Below are 16,546 nucleotides of genomic sequence, written 5' to 3' on the forward strand. Positions count from 1 at the left end.
CACCCGTTTCCAGGACGCCCTGCTGCCATGATCCAGACCCTCGCCGATGCGCTTGCCGAAAAAGGCTTTACCACTCTCACCCCGGTGCAAGAGGCCGTCACCGACCCCGCCCTTGCCGGACGCGACCTGCTGGTCTCGGCCCAGACCGGATCCGGCAAGACGGTGGGCTTTGGCCTGGCCATTGCCGATACCCTGCTGGACGGTGCCGAAAAGATGGGCCGTGCCGGGTCTCCTCTGGCGCTGATCGTCGCGCCCACCCGCGAACTGGCCTTTCAGGTCATGCGCGAGATCACCTGGCTTTATGCCCGCACCGGCGCCGTGGTTGCCACCTGCGTCGGCGGCATGGACATGCGGGCCGAAAAGCGCACGCTGGAACGCGGCGCGCATATCGTCGTCGGAACCCCCGGCCGTTTGGTCGATCACATCAAGCGCGGTTCGCTGGACATGTCCGGCCTGCGCGCCGTGGTGCTGGACGAAGCCGACGAGATGCTCGACCTTGGCTTTCGCGAAGACCTCGAGTTCATGCTGGGCGAAGCCCCGGTCGAGCGCCGCACCCTGATGTTCTCGGCCACCGTGCCGGCGATGATCGCAACACTGGCAAAACAGTATCAGAACAACGCCGAGCGGGTGAACACCACCACCGGTGCCACCCAGCACGCCGATATCTCGTATCAGGCGATGGCGGTGGCCCAGCATGATGCCGAACACGCGGTGATCAACCTGCTGCTGTTCCATGACGCCGAAAACGCCATCGTATTTGCCAACACCCGCGCCATGGTCGCCCGCCTCACCGCGCGGCTGTCCAACCGCGGCTTTGCGGTTGTGTCGCTGTCGGGTGAATTGTCCCAGACCGAACGCACCCACGCCCTTCAGGCGATGCGCGACGGCCGGGCCAAGGTCTGCGTCGCAACCGACGTCGCCGCGCGCGGCATCGACCTGCCCAACCTCGATCTGGTGATCCACGCCGAACTGCCCAGCAACTCGGAAACCCTGTTGCACCGGTCGGGCCGCACCGGACGTGCCGGGCGCAAGGGGGTCTCGGCGCTGATCGTGCCGCAGAAGGTGCGCGGCAAGGCCATGCGCCTGCTCAAGTTCGCCAAGCTGAACGCCGAATGGACCGTGCCGCCTTCGGCGGACGACATCGTCGCGCGCGACGAGGACCGGCTGCTCAACGATCCGAACTGGACCCAGACGGCCACCGAGTCCGAGGCCGGATTTGCCGCCAAGCTGACGGAACGCTACAGCGCTGAACAGATCGCCACCGCCTTTCTGCGGCTGCATCAGGCCCGCCGTTCGGCGCCCGAGGATCTCTCGGCCCCCGATACCAAGGCCGAGCGCAAGCCGCGCGAATTCGGCCCCTCGGTCTGGTTCCGCCTGTCCGCGGGGCGCGACCAGAACGCCGAACCGCGCTGGCTGCTGCCGCTGCTGTGCCGGGCCGGCAACATCGACAAGGACAGCCTGGGCGCGATCCGCGTGCAGGAGACGGAATCCTTTGTCGAACTGCTGGCTTCGGATGCCGACCGCTTTCTGGCCGCAATCGGCCCGGATGGTGCGCTTGAGGACGGCATGACGATCCACAAGCTCGACAAGGCGCCCGACATCGGCGCCCCTCCGCGCCGCGACAGCAAACCGCGCAGCCCGCGTCCCGACGCACGCCCCAGGTCCGAGTACAAGCCGAAGCGGGACGCCGCGCCGCGCGCGGAAGAAGCACCGCGCCCGGCCGCCCGGCCGGCAGGCGAAGATGCGCCGGTCACGCCGCCAGCCTTTGACGACACCTCCGAGGCCCCGGTGCGTCCGCGCGCACCGGCGAAAAAGCCCTATGCCCCCCGCGCGGACGCCGCTGACCGGCCCCGTGCCACGCCATACAAGCCGCGCGAAGACCGGGGTGACGCGCCCGGCAAGCCGAAGCCCTACAAGCCGCACCGCGATGATGACGACCGCCCCCGCGCCAAGCCCTACAAGGGACGTGACGATTCGGCAGACGGTGGCAAGGGCCCTTACAAGGGCAAGCCGGGCGGCAAGTTCGCCAAGCCCGGTGGCAAACCGGCAGGCAAGTTCGGCAAGCCGGGCGACAAACCCTACGGCAAGTCCGCCGACGGGGGCGGCAAACCCGCGGGCAAGTTCGGAAAACCGGCTGGAAAACCCTATGGTGACGCCAAGCCGAAACCGGCTCCGGCCAAGGCGGGCGACACGTCAAAACGGTTTACCCCGCCGGGGGCCAAAGGCAAGCCGCGGGGGCCCAAGACCGGCAAACCCGCAGGCAGACCGGGCGGAAACGATGTGCCCCGCCGCGGCAAGGACTGATCCTTCGGACCAGCAAACCTGTTAACACCACAGAGCGGCCCCGCAGCTAGAACAGGGGCCGCTCGCGCACCTTGCCGTCATCGACCATTCCCAGTTTTTCGAGCTGCTCGATGTCCGGCACGTTCAGCATGCCCTCACTCCAGCTCATCAGCTGTTTCTCCCGCATCCGCGCCAGTGTCTTGTTGGTGTGCACCAGCGACAGTCCCAGCGCATCCGCAAGATCCTGCTGGCGATAGGGCAACGGCACCGTCCGGCCCTTGCCCTGCCCCACCGCCTGCAATCGCCGGAACACGCGGGCCAGCGCCCAGGCAATCCGTTCGATGGCCGATTTCTGGCCGATCGAGGTCATCGCCTCGCCGAGAAAGGTTTCCTGCGTCGCGGCAAGCCAGGTCATGTCGAACCCGCGTTCCGGCATCTGTCGGAACATCGTGAACAGTTCCGAGCGGTCAAAGACGCACAGGCGCATCGCGGTCGTCGCCTCGACCGAATGGGTCATCTCGCGCATGACCCCGGCCTGCAACCCGAGAAAATCGCCGGGAAAAACAAAGCTGATCACCTGGCGACGCCCGTCCTCGAGCAGCTTGTAACGCAATCCCATACCGCTGAGCGCGGTATAGAGCTGCGGCGCATTCGATCCTTCGGACAACAACGGCGTGCCCGGCTCGACCACCATCTCTCCCACCTTGAAGCGCTGCATGAAATCGAGGGTATCGCGATCCATTGCCTCGAACATCGGCGATTTCCGGATCGGACAGTTCACGCATTTGATGGTCATAAAGTGCTCCGGCTATGTCACAGTTTAATGCGCGACCCGGGGATCCTGTTCCACATGGCGGATGGTTACACTGAATTTTGGACAAAATATCATCAGCTCATCCGCCCTACAGCCCCAGTCGACCCTGTTCATGGTGATCAGCTCCGAGCGGTTCGTCGGAGAAGACGCCGCTGATGCGATCCGGGCCTATTCACCGGGTGCAGATGTGGCCGTGCTGTCAACGCTCGACGAGGCGGTCCAGCTGATGACGCGCAGCCCCGGGTTGATCGTGTCACTGATCATCGCACCACGCGAAGGGTTGGTGAACAGCCCGCTGGTCAAGTTGCTGCGAGACCGCAACGGGGCATTGCTGGTGCTGCTCAGCGATGCTGCCAAAGGCTGCGCGACAGCCTGCCGCACGGTCGCAGGCGAACTGCCGTTTACCAATGAAACCATAAGTGGCTTGCTGGACGAGCTTTTCCTGTCCTGGCCGGACCCCTGAGCCCGCGCCGCAGGCACACTCCGGCCGCCATGCAGATCTGTGCTGTGTCAGCCTGTCCGGGTGCCGTTGCCGACGATGCGTGCAACCCGCCGCCCGGGCCTGCGGTGGGCTACACCCTTGCCCGGCCGGGCGTTCCGGGCCAAACTCAGCGAAAGGGATACATCCACACGCGGTAGTCGTCGATCAGCTCATGCGCATGTTCAATCTGCTCCGGCGTCAATTTCCGTTCCACCTCGGTCACCGACACGGCGGCGTCCGGATCGCCGCCGATGGTGGACAGGCGGTACCAGAGATAGGCGCGAACCAGATCCGGCGCGGGCAGGCCCAGACCGGTTTCGTAATACCAACCCACACCGGACTGCGCGCCCGGATGTCCCTTCATCGCGGCGCGCAGATACCACTCGAACGCGCGCACGTAGTCCTGACCGACCCCCAGCCCCAGCGCATACATCACGCCAATCAGCTCTTCTGCATCGGCATTCCCCGACCGCGCGGCGGGGCCCAGGGCAATGCGTGCCCCGGTGAAGTCGCCCGCTTCCATCATATCACGCGCCTGTTCGATATTGGCGCGGGCGGCTGCGGGCGTCACCGCCAGCAGGGCGCACAGACAGGGGGTGGCCAGACGCGCGCCATATGTTTTGCGGAGGCGGTCCATATCGGGGTTCTCTCGCTCTGTCTCATCCTTGGCCTTGGCGGGCAGGCGGTCCGCGCACAGCCGGTCACCGTGGATGATTTCCTGCCTTTCGACCCGGCGCAAGCCCGTATCGGGCAACTGCTGTTTTACGACAAGATCCTCAGCGGCAACCGGAATATCAGCTGCGGCACCTGCCATCACCACAGCCTCGGCGGCAGTGACGGCCTGTCGCTGGGCATCGGCGAAGGTGGCATCGGTCTGGGCCCGCAACGCCGCTCCGGCGACGGGGCCGACCGGATCGGCAAGCGCATTCCCCGCAACGCGCCCGCATTGTGGAATCTCGGGCACAGGTCGGTGCACACCCTGTTTCACGACGGCCGACTCCAGATTTCAGACATTTACGCCAATGGTTTTCTCTCTCCGGCCGAAGAGTATCTGCCACGGGGACTGAATTCGATCCTCGCCGCGCAGGCGCTGTTTCCGCTGACGTCGCAGTTTGAAATGGCCGGCAACCCATCCGAGAACGAGGTCGCAGGCGCGATCCACGACCGCATCGACACCGCCTGGCCGATCCTCGCACAGCGTGTCCGCGCCCTGCCCGAATACGGCGCTCTGTTCGTGGACAGCTTTGACACCGTGCAGCGGCCCGCTGATGTCAGCATCGTGGAGATCGCCAATGCCCTGGCGGCCTTCATCGGAACCGAGTGGCAGAGTTTCGACAGCCCCTATGACCGCTGGTTGCAGGGCGGCCCGCCGCTTGAACCCGCGGCGGAAGCGGGGCGCGTGTTGTTTTTTGGCAAGGCCGGCTGCAGCGCCTGCCACTCCGGGGCGCTGTTCAGCGATCAGGACTTTCACGCCATGGGTCTGCCCGCCTTTGGCCCCGGACGCACCCGCGGCTATGATCCGATGCCGCGTGATGTCGGGCGCATGGGGGCGACCGATGCGCTGGAAGATGCCTATCGCTTTCGCACGCCCGGCCTGAGAAATGTCGCTCTCACAGCGCCTTACGGGCATAATGGCGCGTATCCCACACTGCGCGACATGATCCGTCACATGGCCAATCCGGTCGGTTCCCTTGCGCGCTGGCAGCCGCAGATGGCACATCTGCCCGATATTCCCTGGCTGAGAATGGCGGACTTCGTGATCCAGTCGGACCGGTTTGAAATGGCGCGACAGGCCAATGTGCTGGACGCCCGCCCGGTGCGCCTGAGTGAAGGGGAAATCACGCAGATCGAGGCATTTCTGATAGCCCTGACCGGCGAAACGGCGTTGAAGCGTCCTTTGGGCCGCCCGGATACAGTGCCCAGCGGCCTGCCGGTGGACTGAAGCTTCGGGTCGCAAGAGCATGCTGGCATCCGGCCAGCGGTTCCGATGTCCGGGTGTTGGACGGATGGGCCTGAGCCGAACACTCGTTGCGGCTGAACGCCATGATCGGGCGCGATCACCTGCCCCGAGGCAACGATTTCGGGGTCGGCGCCCCCAAGCCCCGCCGGTCAGGCCGTGCGCAGCAAATTCTGGATAACCGGCTGCTTCTTGGGCTTTTTTGCCAGTGTCAGAAGCAGTTTCGACAGGTCCTCTTCGTCCACCTTCTTGGCTGCTGATCTTGGGCTGAACCACTGGCGCTTGCGCTCTTTGCGTTCTTTCCAGTCGCGCTTCAGCTTTTCCACGATCATCGGATAGATGCGCACCCGGCAGGGCACGATCGCGCCGTTGTCCATGATCTTCGGATAGCGGTAGACGCCGATTTCTTCCTGCGAGATGTACCCCGTGGCCCCGGCCTCTTCCAAGGCTTCGATCTCGGCTGCGGCCCAGGGTTTGTGGCCGTCCATGGTCCACCCCTTGGGCATCACCCAGCGGCCTGTATCCCGAGAGGTGACGAGCAGGATCTGCAAGTCGCCGTTCCGGTCCCAACGCATGGGCAGGGCCGCAATCTGTTCTCCTATCTGAGGCATATTCGTACCGTTTCCAATCCACTGCTGCCCGAGAAATATTCGCATATCCTTAACAAAAAATCTACATATAGTTAAAATTTGCCATTTCAATACAAGAGCGAATGCCGTTTTCAGCACCGCACCCCCAGAATGTGCGCGGCGAGATCGCCCATTGCACTGACTTTCAGATCGGGCCTGAAACCGGCAATCTCGGTGCGCTGATAGCCGCCCTCGAAATAGGCAAAGCGCACGCCGCCGCGGCGGGCGGTCAGGTAATCGGTTTCGCTGTCACCGACATACAGGGTCTCGGGCGCCGTACCCTGCAGGGACGCGATGACATGGCGCAGTGGCGCGGGGTCGGGTTTGCGCACCTCCAACGTGTCCCCGCCGAATATGACCGGAAAAAATCTTTCCAGATCAAGTGCCTGACACAGATCCCGCGCCGGCTTTTCGGGTTTGTTGGTGCAAATCCCCAGGGCCATGCCGCCCGCTTCGAGTTGTGTGAGCAACTCGATGACACCGGCATAGGGGCGGGTCAATGTGGTCAGGTCGCGGGCATAATGCGCATGAAACAGCGCCAATGCCCGGGCCAGCGATTCCGGATCCTCACCGACATGGCGCAGGCAGCGGCGCACGAGGGCCTCGACACCGTGCCCGATAAAACCGATCACGGTCTCGAGCTCAAGCGGACCCCGCCCGAGGTCGGCAAGCATCCGGTTCGCGGCGGCGTGCAGGTCGGGCGCGCTGTGCACCAGCGTGCCATCAAGGTCAAAGACAACGGTGCGGATCATGGGGGTACTCCGGAAAGGGATCATCATTTGCCGCGACCCTAAGCCGAGGTGGGGCGCACTTGAACCCTGCAACTGTGCGCTCAAGGCATTTTGCCGGGCGCACGGCGGTGGCTGTCCGGCACCGGAAAGTCAGACCAATGGCGGAGTGTTTTTCGTCTGACCCCTGTGGTTTTATCCCCGGACAGGGAGGAGCCCGCATGGAAGATGCTTCTGCAATTCCGGAGACGGCCGAAACCGACCACGCCAATGCCCCGGCCCGCGCGCTGGCCCGCCGTCTGCAAGCCGGACTGGTCGGGCATGACGCTTTGGTGGAACGTCTGCTGATCGCCCTGCTGACCGGTGGCCACCTGCTGATCGAAGGTGCGCCCGGTCTGGCCAAAACCCGGTCCGTCCGGCGTCTGGCCGACAGCATGGAGGCGCGCTTTGCCCGCATTCAGTGCACGCCGGACCTGATGCCGTCGGACATCACCGGCACCCAGGTCTTTCGCGCCGGAACCGGCGACATGACGTTTCTGCCGGGTCCGGTGTTTCACGAATTGCTTCTGGTGGATGAAATCAACCGCGCCCCGCCCAAGGTACAGTCCGCCCTGCTCGAGGCGATGGGTGAGGGCCAGGTGACGGTGGGGGGCACAACACGCGCCTTGCCGGACCCATTCATGGTGATCGCCACCCAGAACCCGCTGGAAAGCGAAGGCACCTTTCCGCTGCCCGAAGCGCAGCTGGACCGGTTCCTGATGCACGTCATCCTGACTTTGCCGGATGCCACCCAGGAACTGGCAATCCTCGATCTGGTCGAAGGCGAGCTGACACAGCCTCCATCGCCGCCAGGCGACTGTCTGACCGCTGCTGCGCTGGCAGACATGAAGGCCGAGGTCGCGCAAGTGCACCTGTCACTGGCGCTGCGGCAATACATCGTCGCGCTGGTCATGGCGACCCGACAAGAGGCCGAGGGCCTGAATGTCACCCCGCGCATTCGCCACGCGGTGTCACCGCGCGGGTCGCTGTCCCTTGCCGCCTGCGTGCGGGCCCGGGCCTTTCTGCGCGGGCGGGCGTATGCCCTGCCCGAGGATGTGGCCGCCCTGGCGCCGGACGTGCTCTGCCACCGGCTGGTGCCGACCTGGCGCGCGCTCGCGGCGGGGGACACAGCACGGTCGATCTTTGCCGAAATCCTGCGGGGTGTGACCCCGCTGTGACCCCGGCCGACGGCATAAACCTGAGTCTCGGGCGGCTTGTGGCCCTGGGAAGACTGGCCCCGGACGCGGCGCGGGGAGGCCATGCCCATTCGCACAACGGCAGTGTCGCCGGGCGGCGGCGCGGTCAGGGAAGTGACATCCATGACCTGCGCCCGTTTCAGGACGGCGATGACCCGCGCAAGCTGGACCCGGCCGCCACAGCCCGCAGCGGCCGGGCGCAGGTGCGCACCTTTCACGAGGACGTCGACCGGACACTGCTGCTGGTCGCCGATTTCCGCAGCCCGATGCTGTGGGGCACACGCGGGCGCCTGCGCTCGGTCGCCGCTGCCGAAGCGCTGGCTCTGGAGGGCTGGCGTGCCGTCGCTGCGGGCGGGCGGGTCGGTCTGCATGCCGTGCGCGACGATGCCAGCACCGCAACTGCCCCGCGCCCGCGCCCGGCGGCGATGCTGGACATCTGCGCGGCACTGGTGCGGGTGCACGGCGAAGCGCTGGCTTTGCCTGCCGCCCTCGGCCCGGATCTGGCGACGTTGCTGGACCATGCCGTCGCGCAGGGGATGCCGGGCAGCGAAGTCGTGCTGGCGACCGGGCTCGACACTCCGGGCGCGGACTTTGCAAACGTTGTCGAAGCGGCGATTCGCAAATGTCGGCTGCGCGTTCTGCTGGTGCAGGACAGGATTGAGACAGACCCGCCCCCCGGGGTGTTCCCCGTGCACGCGGGACGCGGCATCCGCCAGGTGCGCTTCGGTTCGTCGACAGGCCTTGGGCTGTTGCAAGGTCTCGGTGTCCCCGCAGAGGTTCTGTACTGCAGTGATGACCCGCTGCGCAGAAGCGAGTCGGCATGACTCCCGAAGACTTGCTGGCACTGCTTGCCCCGGTGCGGATTCCGGCGGGCTTTGCGGCTTTTGGCTGGCGCGATGCCTTGCTCTTCGCGGCGCTTGGCATTGCGACCGCGCTGTTGCTGGCACCGGTGCTGCGCCTGTTCAGTGCGCGGCGGCCGTCGAAGCGCCAACAGGCCGCGACCGAAGTTGCCCGCCTGCGCCAACTGGATCCGGAAGCTCGGATGGTGGGTCTGGCCCGGATGCTGCGGCGTCTGGATCCGGCGGCGGCCGCCAGGGCTTTTCCGGATGACAGCCTGTACAACCCACAGATTCCGGCCGACTTCGGCCCGATGGAACATGCGGTGCTGGCGGCTGCGCGCGTCAGGCGGACACAATGACGCTGGCGGCTCCTCTGGCCTTGCTGTTGCTGCCTTTGCCGCTGCTGGCGCTGTTGCTGCCCCCCCGGCGGCCGCGCTGGGGGGCCGTGACCCTGCCGCCGGCGATCCTGGCTCAGACGCGGATCGCAGGCACCGGGCGGGCGACACGCCATCTCGGGTTGGCCGGGCTGGTGCTGTCCTGGATCCTGACGGTTCTGGCGCTGTCGGGCCCCCGGATCGTGACCACCCTGGACACGCTGCCGGCCACGGGCCGCGACATCGTGCTGGTTCTGGACCTGTCAGGTTCGATGGAGCGCGAGGATTTCGACCTTGACGGCCATCGCGTGTCGCGCCTGGCGGCGGTGCAGTCGGTTGCGGCCCGGTTCGTCCGGGGGCGTGCGGGCGACCGCGTCGGCCTGGTGGTGTTCGGGGATCGCGCCTTTGTCGCCGCCGCGCCGACCCATGACGTGGCCGCCGTGGCCCATGTGGTCGAGACTTCGGTGATCGGCGTCTCTGGCAAGGCTACGGCAATAGCGGACGGACTTGGGCTTGCCATCCGGCGGTTGCGTGACCGCCCCGCTGCGTCGCGCGTGATCATCCTTCTCTCGGACGGGCGCGACACCAGCGGAGTCGTCGACCCTGTGGCAGCCGCCCGGAAGGCCGACGAACTGGGCATCCGCATCCACACCATCGCGCTGGGACCGGACAAGGCACAGTCGTCGGGTCGCGACGACGATGTGGTCGACAGTGCAACGCTGGGCCAGATCGCGACGGCCGCTGGCGGCGAGATGTTCCGGGTGCGCACAACCGACGATCTGCGCGCCGTGACCGCCGCCATCGACAGGCTCGAACCCAGCGCCGCCGCGGCCCCGCCGATGCTCGCCTGGCGCGAGTTGTGGATCTGGCCCGCCGGTGCGGCGTTTCTGATCCTTGCGGCGCTGCTGTGTGCACGTCCGGAGCAGGCGGCATGATCCCGCTGGGCGCCATCCTGATCCTGCGCCCGTTCTGGCTTGTCGGGGTGCCGCTGGCACTGATCGCGGCCTGGGGCCTGGCCCATCGCTCCAACGGCGGTGCGCGCTGGCGCGGGGTGATCGACCCGCACCTGCTGGCTTTCCTGCAGTCCCGCGGCGCGGTGGATCCGGCTTCGCGCAGCCTGCGGCCCTGGCTGCTGGGTCTGGCCGCTGCGTTGCTGGCGGTCGGGCTGTCAGGACCGGCGACGCGGCGCGCGGACGCGCCCGCGTTCCGCAATCTCGACGTGATCATGATCCTGATGGACCTGTCACCCTCTGTGGTGATGGGCGGCGGTCTGGACGATGCCCGGGCCTCGGTATCGCGGTTGCTTGACCATCATGGCGCCAGGCCCGTGGCTCTGGCGGTCTATGCCGGAGAAAGCTTTCTGGTCAGTGTGCCGATCGAGGAAACCGCAAGCCTGCAGACCGCCATCGGCGCGATCGGCGCCGACACCATGCCTGTTGCCGGCAGCCGCCCGGACCGGGCACTGGCCCTGGCGCGCATGACACTGGCCGACGCCGCCTCCGAGCGGGCGGATGTGGTGCTGGTCACCGACGGCGGCGCGCTCGGACCCGCAGCCCTGAGCGAGGCGGAACGGCTGCGCGCCACCGGGGTGCGGGTCTCGGCGGTGGCAATCGCGCCCCGGACTGCCCCCTACGGGATGCCGCCCACCGATACCGCCGGGCTGGTCCGTCTGACCGCCGCCGGCGGCGGCATCGTGGCCACACCGGACGACCTTAACCCTCTGATCGTCAGGTTGACCGGACAGCGCGATCTGACGGCGGGCGAGCGTTCACGCCGGTCGGTGCTGTTTCACGACCACGGCCGCTGGGCCGCCGCGCTGGCCTGCCTTGCCCTGCTGGGGCTGTTCCGGCGGCGAAGGGCGGTGTGATGCGACGCCGCTCAGTCCTCGTGGCGCTGACCCTGCTGCTGGCCATCGCTGCCGGTCCCGAGGCCTGGGCCCGTCTGCTGTGGCGCGTCGGCGCACCGGGGCTGGCCCTGCCGCTGCTGGAGGACGCCGCCACCCGCGGCGCCGCGCTTTATGAACTGGGCCGCTATGCCGAGGCTGATGCCGCCTTCGTCGCCGCCGGACGCAGTGCAACCTTTGACCGCGGCCTGTCGCTGGCGATGACTGGCGATTATGCGCTGTCGGTCGCCTATTTCGATGCCTATCTGTTCGCCAACCGCTTTGACGCGGGCGCGCAGCGCAGCCGCGATGCCGTCGCCCGGCTGATTGATCCGGTGGTTGGCGAGGCCAGGGGACATGGCCGCATCCGGGCGGTGCTGAACGCCTCGGGGCTTGCGACCGAGGCGTTTGATCCGGAAAATCCCGGAATGGCACTGCTGAGTTCCGAACACGACCCGCTGCGCCGCAACATCAAGCGTGGCGTGGAAGACGAGCGGACCCTGGCCGCCAGCGACGCCTGGCTCGATGCCCTGGCGGATGCCCCCGGCACCTATCTGCAAAACCGCCTTGCCGCCGAGATGGAGCGCCGTCGCGCCACGGGGACAGCCGCCGCCGAGGAGCGGGACAAATGGTAAGGTGCCTGCTCCTGGTGTTCACCTTTCTGGCCGCACCGGCGCTGGCGCAGGGCGTGGAACTGCCCGCTGATCAGGCCCGGTTGGAGCTGGTGCTGGACGATCCCGGGGCGCAACCGCTGGCCGGTCAGATGGTGCTGGCGACGATCCGCGGGATCTATGCGGTGAACATCACCCGCGAAGAGCTGAAACTGCGGCGCATGAACGGCGTGGACTGGATTCGTCTGGGACAGGATGTCTGGTCACAACAGCGGATCGACGGGCGCAGCCTGCGGGTGATGGAGCGCCGCATCGCGCTGTATCCCAAGGCCACCGGGTCGCTGACGCTGCTGCCGGTCGCGCATGAGTTGGAGTATCTGGATGCCGGCGCGCGCCGTCGGACGATCATCCGCTCGGCGCCCGTCACCCTGACGGTGCGGCCCGCGCCCGAGAGGGACGGCGCGGCATGGCTGCCGGCCCGCGCGGTGGAACTCTCTGACGAATGGAGCACCGATGCCGCGCAACTGAAAGACGGCGAAAGCGCCGAGCGGCGGGTGATCCTTCGGGTGTTCGGCGCCACACCCGAGATGTTGCCCACACAGCCACCGATGCGGGCGCCCTGGCTGATCACCTTCAGCCCGCCCGAGCACCGCAGCCAGCAACTGACGCCGCAGGGGCCGGTCACAACCGTGATCTGGCGCTGGACCCTGCGCCCCACCACCGGCGAACTGGGCGTGCTGCCTGCCGTGACGATCCCGTGGTTTGACACCGACGCCGGCCAGGCCCGTACGCTAACCATTCCTGCGGCGCCGATCGGCTATCTCAGTTTTGCCGATAACTCCGCCGCCAGCTGGCGCACGGGTTTCGCGGGTGGCTGGCTGGCGGTGGCTGTCTGGGGGCTGACCGTCACACTCGCCCTGTCGGTGCTGGCGGCAGGGCGTGCAATCGTCGGGGTGCCGCGGGACACGGCACGGCGCGCGCTGATCCGCTGGCGTCTGCGCCGCGCGTTGCGCCGTCAGGTCCGGGCGCAGGACGCCGAAGCATTCCGCACAACCGCCGTGGCGTTGTTGCGCCACCATGGCGGCGAGGGTCCGCAGGATGAACACGCCGTGCTTGCCCCGCTGGACGCCCAGGTCTTCGGTCGCCCAGGACCGCGGTCCGGCGTGGATCTCAGGGCCCTGCGCAAGGCGGTTCTCGGACTCCTCCGCTCCTGAGCCTGCGCAACGCGGGGGTCACAGCGCCTGGCAGCCATACTTCGATAGGTTTCGAAATAAAACTTGCCAGGAAAGATCATTTCTATAATTCTAAAAATATGAAAATAGAATCACCCAATGCACCCGCCCTTGAAGTCGCCGCTTCCACCTTTGCCGCGCTCGGCTCGGAACAGCGCCTCGGTGTCCTGCAGACCCTGGTTCGCGCCGGTCCCAAGGGCCTGAGCATCGGCGCGCTTGGCAGTCGTTCGGGTGTGACCGGATCGACCCTGACACACCATCTGCGCATCCTCAGTCAGGCCGGTCTGATCACCCAGGAGCGGCAGGGACGCAGCATCATCTGTGCGGCCGTATCCTATGGCACCCTGCGGGATCTGTCGGAATTCCTGCTGCGCAACTGCTGCGCCGACTGCCCTGACTGCACCGATCCCGCGGCCCCCGATGCGCCGCCAAAGGACCATACACATGACTGACAGCACCGCACTTGCACCGCGCGGCCTGCCGCGACCCGGCAAGCCCTGGCTGGCCACCGCAGTCATCCTCGCCCTGATCGCCCTGCTTGACCGGGCACAGTTCTGGCCCACGTTCGGCTTTACCCTGACCGCCCTCTGGCACACCGCACCGTTCATCCTGTTCGCGGTTCTGGCCGTTGCCTACCTCAAGGCCAGTGGCGCCGAGACCCTGCTGGCGCGCGCATTCGAAGGCCGCGAGACGCGGATGATCCTGTTCGCTGCCCTGCTGGGCGGGCTGTCACCCTTCTGTTCCTGCGAAGTGATCCCCTTTATCGCGGCCTTGCTGGCGGTCGGGGCGCCATTGAGCGCGGTGATGGCGTTCTGGCTGGCGTCGCCACTGATGGACCCGGCGATGTTCCTGATCACCAGTGGCACGCTGGGCTGGGATTTTGCCCTCGCCAAGACCATCGCCGCCGTTGGAATCGGCCTGATGGGCGGGCTTGGCACCATGGTCTTTGCCCAAAGCCCGGTCTTTCGCGACCCGCTGCGCGCCGAGGCGCCGTCGGGCAGCTGCTTTGGCGCGCGCAAACCGTTTCGCGGCGCCCCGGTCTGGCGCTTCTGGAACGATGCCGGGCGCCGCCGGACGTTTCGCGACACCGGCCGGAGCAATGCGCTGTTCCTGGTAAAGTGGCTGACCCTGGCCTATGCGGTCGAGGCGGTGATGATCACCTATGTGCCCGCTGACTGGATCGCCGGGGTGCTGGGCGGCACCGGGGTCACGCCGATCCTGCTGGGGGCACTGGTCGGGGCGCCGGCCTATCTGAACGGCTATGCCGCCGTGCCGCTGGTCGATGCGCTTCTGGCGCAGGGCATGGCACAGGGCGCCGCAATGAGCTTTGTCATTGCTGGCGGCGTCAGTTGCATCCCGGCGGCCCTGGCGGTCTGGGCACTGGTGAAACCCCGGATCTTCGTGGCCTATCTCGGATTTGCAATGACGGGCGCCATCCTCGCAGGTCTGGCCTGGGGGGCATTGGCCTGACGGATAAAGCTGTAGCCACAACGGACCGTCCGCAGCTACAATCGCTCTCACATTTTGCGAGAGGAGTTTTATTGTGAAAATTGCAATCCTGTGCGCCGCGCTTGTTGTTTCGGCCACCAGCGCCAGCGCCGAATTTTCCCTTGCCTTCACCTGGGGCGACATCCCGCTTTGCACCAATGGCAAGTCACGCAAGGTCGCCTCGCCGCAGTTCGTTGTGCGCGATGTGCCGCCGGGAACCGACACGCTGGAACTGCGCCTCAAGGATCTAGACCGGCCGAAGTTCAACCACGGCGGCGGCAAACTGCGCATCTCGGGCAGCGGCATGATCCCGTTCGGCACCTTCAGGTACAACAGCCCCTGCCCTCCGGACGGCGCGCACACCTACGAATGGACGGCCACCGCGCGCAGCGGAAACCGGGTGCTGGCCACAACCAAGGCGCGCCGCACCTACCCCGAGTGATCCGCCAGCGCCGGGGGCACGATCAACCGGCTGCCGAGGTCGATGGCACCGGCGATCCGCCACAGATCGCTGCGTGAGACGGCGATGCAGCCCTCGGTCGGAAACCCCTTGCGGCGCTGCTGGTGCAGAAAGATCGCCGAGCCGCGCCCGGCAACGGCGTCGGGCCAGTTCCAGTCGGTCAGCAGCACCAGATCGTACAGCGGATCGGCCCGCCGCAGCCGTTCATGGCTGTGGGCGTAGGGCGCGCGGACCATCTGATTGTAATCCCGATGGTCCGGATCGTCCGACCACAGATCGCCGGGAAGAATCGGCTCGGCCCAGTTGGCGGGCGGCGCCACCCGGTCTGGCCGGTAAAGCATTCCGACGATGTGGTGCACCCCGGTCGGGGTTGCCCCGTCGCCTTCGCGCTTGTGGGCCGACACACCACCCCGACCGATGCTGCAGGGCCAGAGCCGACCGTTGAACCGCAGCCCGGTGCGGGTCAGGACTAGGTCACCGCGGCTCATGCCGCAAGGCTTTCGTTCAGCTCGCGCAGCGCCCCGGCCGCAATTTCGAACGACCGCATCCGCGCCGTGTGGTCGTGAATCTGCCCGGTGAGGATCACCTCGTCGGGTCGGTACTGCGCCACCAGCGCGCGCAGCTGGTCGCGCACGGTCTCCGGCCCGCCGACGGCGGTGATCCGCAGGGCTTCGTCCACCATCGGACGGGCGTGTTCCGGGATCACATCCCCGATCCGGTCCACCGGGTGCGGAAGTTTGCCGGAACCACCTGTGCGCAGCCGGTAAAACGCCTGCTGCATCGAGGTGCGCAGCCGGATGCCTTCGGCATCGCTGTCGGCGGCAAAGACGTTGACCGCAAGCATGAAATGCGGCCTGTCCAGCGTCTGTGACGGCTGGAACCTCGCGCGATAGATTTCCGACGCCTGCTCCAGTGCGGCAGGTGCGAAATGCGAGGCAAAGGCATACGGAAGCCCGAAATGCGCGGCCACCTGCGCGCCATAGAGGGACGAGCCCAGGATCCACAGCGGCACCCCTGTGCCCTGCCCGGGGTGCGCCGCCACTGCCGCGCCGGGCAGTTCGGGGCCAAAATATGTCAGCAATTCAGCCACATCCTCGGGAAAGCGGTCGCTGGATTCTTGTCGCAGACGCAAGGCGCGCATCACCGCCATGTCACCGCCAGGCGCGCGGCCCAGACCCAGATCGATGCGGTCGGGATACAGCGTCGCCAGCGTGCCGAACTGTTCTGCAATGGCCAGCGGTGCGTGGTTGGGCAGCATGATGCCCCCTGCCCCGACCCGCATGGTGCGGGTCAGCCCCGCCACATGGCCAATCAGCACCGACGTCGCCGCAGAGGCGATGCCCTTCATGTTGTGATGCTCGGCCAGCCAATAGCGGTGATACCCCAGCGCCTCGGCGTGCCGCGCCAGCGCACCGGTGTTGCGCAGTGCCTCGGCGGTGTCGGCCCCTTCCGGCACCGGGGCGAGGTCGAGAACGGAAAATTTCATGCGCAGCATCCTTGTGGTGTCACATCCACCTAAGCACATGGCGCCGT

The 16,546-nt window shown here is 66.8% G+C and carries 19 protein-coding genes; 13 read left to right on the top strand and 6 right to left on the bottom strand.

The genetic code is table 11. The features are described from left to right. Positions 1-27: 27 nt before the first annotated feature. Positions 28-2,304: a DEAD/DEAH box helicase gene (locus FOY53_RS12935; RefSeq protein ID WP_146589477.1), complete on the top strand. Its 2,277-nt coding sequence runs from the start codon at positions 28-30 to the stop codon at positions 2,302-2,304. A 46-nt stretch (positions 2,305-2,350) separates the two neighbouring features. On the opposite strand, the gene FOY53_RS12940 is transcribed toward FOY53_RS12935, so the two are convergent. Then, positions 2,351-3,079, bottom strand: a complete 729-nt coding sequence (locus FOY53_RS12940) for a Crp/Fnr family transcriptional regulator (protein WP_146589479.1) — start codon at positions 3,077-3,079, stop codon at positions 2,351-2,353. 130 nt (positions 3,080-3,209) lie between these two features. Here FOY53_RS12940 and FOY53_RS12945 point away from each other — a divergent pair, with 130 nt between their 5' ends. Next, positions 3,210-3,560, top strand: a complete 351-nt coding sequence (locus FOY53_RS12945) for a hypothetical protein (protein WP_146589481.1) — start codon at positions 3,210-3,212, stop codon at positions 3,558-3,560. A gap of 145 nt (positions 3,561-3,705) precedes the next feature. Here the strand turns inward: FOY53_RS12945 and FOY53_RS12950 are convergent, their stop codons facing one another. Beyond that, positions 3,706-4,215: a tetratricopeptide repeat protein gene (locus FOY53_RS12950; protein WP_146589625.1), complete on the bottom strand. Its 510-nt coding sequence runs from the start codon at positions 4,213-4,215 to the stop codon at positions 3,706-3,708. 69 nt (positions 4,216-4,284) lie between these two features. Between FOY53_RS12950 and FOY53_RS12955 the strand changes: the two genes are divergently transcribed. After that, positions 4,285-5,520, top strand: coding sequence for a cytochrome-c peroxidase (locus FOY53_RS12955; protein WP_246107385.1), 1,236 nt, complete (start codon positions 4,285-4,287; stop codon positions 5,518-5,520). 167 nt (positions 5,521-5,687) lie between these two features. Here the strand turns inward: FOY53_RS12955 and FOY53_RS12960 are convergent, their stop codons facing one another. After that, complete coding sequence (locus FOY53_RS12960; protein ID WP_246107386.1) at positions 5,688-6,110, bottom strand: NUDIX hydrolase; 423 nt, start codon at positions 6,108-6,110, stop codon at positions 5,688-5,690. A gap of 146 nt (positions 6,111-6,256) precedes the next feature. Beyond that, entirely contained in the window at positions 6,257-6,916 is a 660-nt protein-coding gene (gene gph / locus FOY53_RS12965; RefSeq protein ID WP_186766598.1) for a phosphoglycolate phosphatase, read from the bottom strand. Positions 6,917-7,113: 197 nt separating this feature from the next. Between gph and FOY53_RS12970 the strand changes: the two genes are divergently transcribed. From FOY53_RS12970 to FOY53_RS13015, 10 genes are all read left to right on the top strand, one after another. Beyond that, positions 7,114-8,109, top strand: coding sequence for an AAA family ATPase (locus tag FOY53_RS12970; RefSeq protein WP_146589487.1), 996 nt, complete (start codon positions 7,114-7,116; stop codon positions 8,107-8,109). Further along, entirely contained in the window at positions 8,106-8,951 is an 846-nt protein-coding gene (locus FOY53_RS12975; RefSeq protein WP_186766599.1) for a DUF58 domain-containing protein, read from the top strand. The genes FOY53_RS12970 and FOY53_RS12975 overlap by 4 nt, the downstream gene beginning before the upstream one ends. Beyond that, positions 8,948-9,325: a hypothetical protein gene (locus FOY53_RS12980; protein WP_146589491.1), complete on the top strand. Its 378-nt coding sequence runs from the start codon at positions 8,948-8,950 to the stop codon at positions 9,323-9,325. The genes FOY53_RS12975 and FOY53_RS12980 overlap by 4 nt, the downstream gene beginning before the upstream one ends. Then, on the top strand, positions 9,322-10,275 hold the full coding sequence (locus FOY53_RS12985) for a VWA domain-containing protein (protein WP_146589493.1): 954 nt from the start codon (positions 9,322-9,324) through the stop codon (positions 10,273-10,275). Before FOY53_RS12980 ends, FOY53_RS12985 begins: the two co-directional genes overlap by 4 nt. Then, positions 10,272-11,207: a vWA domain-containing protein gene (locus FOY53_RS12990; RefSeq protein WP_146589495.1), complete on the top strand. Its 936-nt coding sequence runs from the start codon at positions 10,272-10,274 to the stop codon at positions 11,205-11,207. Before FOY53_RS12985 ends, FOY53_RS12990 begins: the two co-directional genes overlap by 4 nt. After that, positions 11,207-11,857, top strand: a complete 651-nt coding sequence (locus tag FOY53_RS12995; RefSeq protein WP_146589497.1) for a hypothetical protein — start codon at positions 11,207-11,209, stop codon at positions 11,855-11,857. The genes FOY53_RS12990 and FOY53_RS12995 overlap by 1 nt, the downstream gene beginning before the upstream one ends. Then, entirely contained in the window at positions 11,851-13,047 is a 1,197-nt protein-coding gene (locus tag FOY53_RS13000) for a BatD family protein (RefSeq protein ID WP_146589499.1), read from the top strand. The genes FOY53_RS12995 and FOY53_RS13000 overlap by 7 nt, the downstream gene beginning before the upstream one ends. Positions 13,048-13,145: 98 nt before the next feature. Continuing rightward, positions 13,146-13,517 (top strand): ArsR/SmtB family transcription factor, encoded by a 372-nt coding sequence (locus FOY53_RS13005; RefSeq protein WP_146589501.1) that lies wholly within the window; start codon positions 13,146-13,148, stop codon positions 13,515-13,517. Next, positions 13,510-14,535: a permease gene (locus tag FOY53_RS13010; protein WP_146589503.1), complete on the top strand. Its 1,026-nt coding sequence runs from the start codon at positions 13,510-13,512 to the stop codon at positions 14,533-14,535. The genes FOY53_RS13005 and FOY53_RS13010 overlap by 8 nt, the downstream gene beginning before the upstream one ends. Positions 14,536-14,608: 73 nt before the next feature. Continuing rightward, positions 14,609-14,995 (top strand): YbhB/YbcL family Raf kinase inhibitor-like protein, encoded by a 387-nt coding sequence (locus FOY53_RS13015; RefSeq protein WP_146589505.1) that lies wholly within the window; start codon positions 14,609-14,611, stop codon positions 14,993-14,995. On the opposite strand, the gene FOY53_RS13020 is transcribed toward FOY53_RS13015, so the two are convergent. Further along, positions 14,983-15,501, bottom strand: coding sequence for a L,D-transpeptidase family protein (locus FOY53_RS13020; RefSeq protein ID WP_146589507.1), 519 nt, complete (start codon positions 15,499-15,501; stop codon positions 14,983-14,985). The genes FOY53_RS13015 and FOY53_RS13020 overlap by 13 nt on opposite strands. Further along, complete coding sequence (locus tag FOY53_RS13025) at positions 15,498-16,499, bottom strand: LLM class flavin-dependent oxidoreductase (protein WP_146589509.1); 1,002 nt, start codon at positions 16,497-16,499, stop codon at positions 15,498-15,500. The genes FOY53_RS13020 and FOY53_RS13025 overlap by 4 nt, the downstream gene beginning before the upstream one ends. Positions 16,500-16,546 lie beyond the last annotated feature (47 nt).

Source organism: Puniceibacterium confluentis (assembly GCF_007923445.1).
GTDB classification, from domain to species: Bacteria; Pseudomonadota; Alphaproteobacteria; order Rhodobacterales; family Rhodobacteraceae; genus Puniceibacterium; species Puniceibacterium confluentis.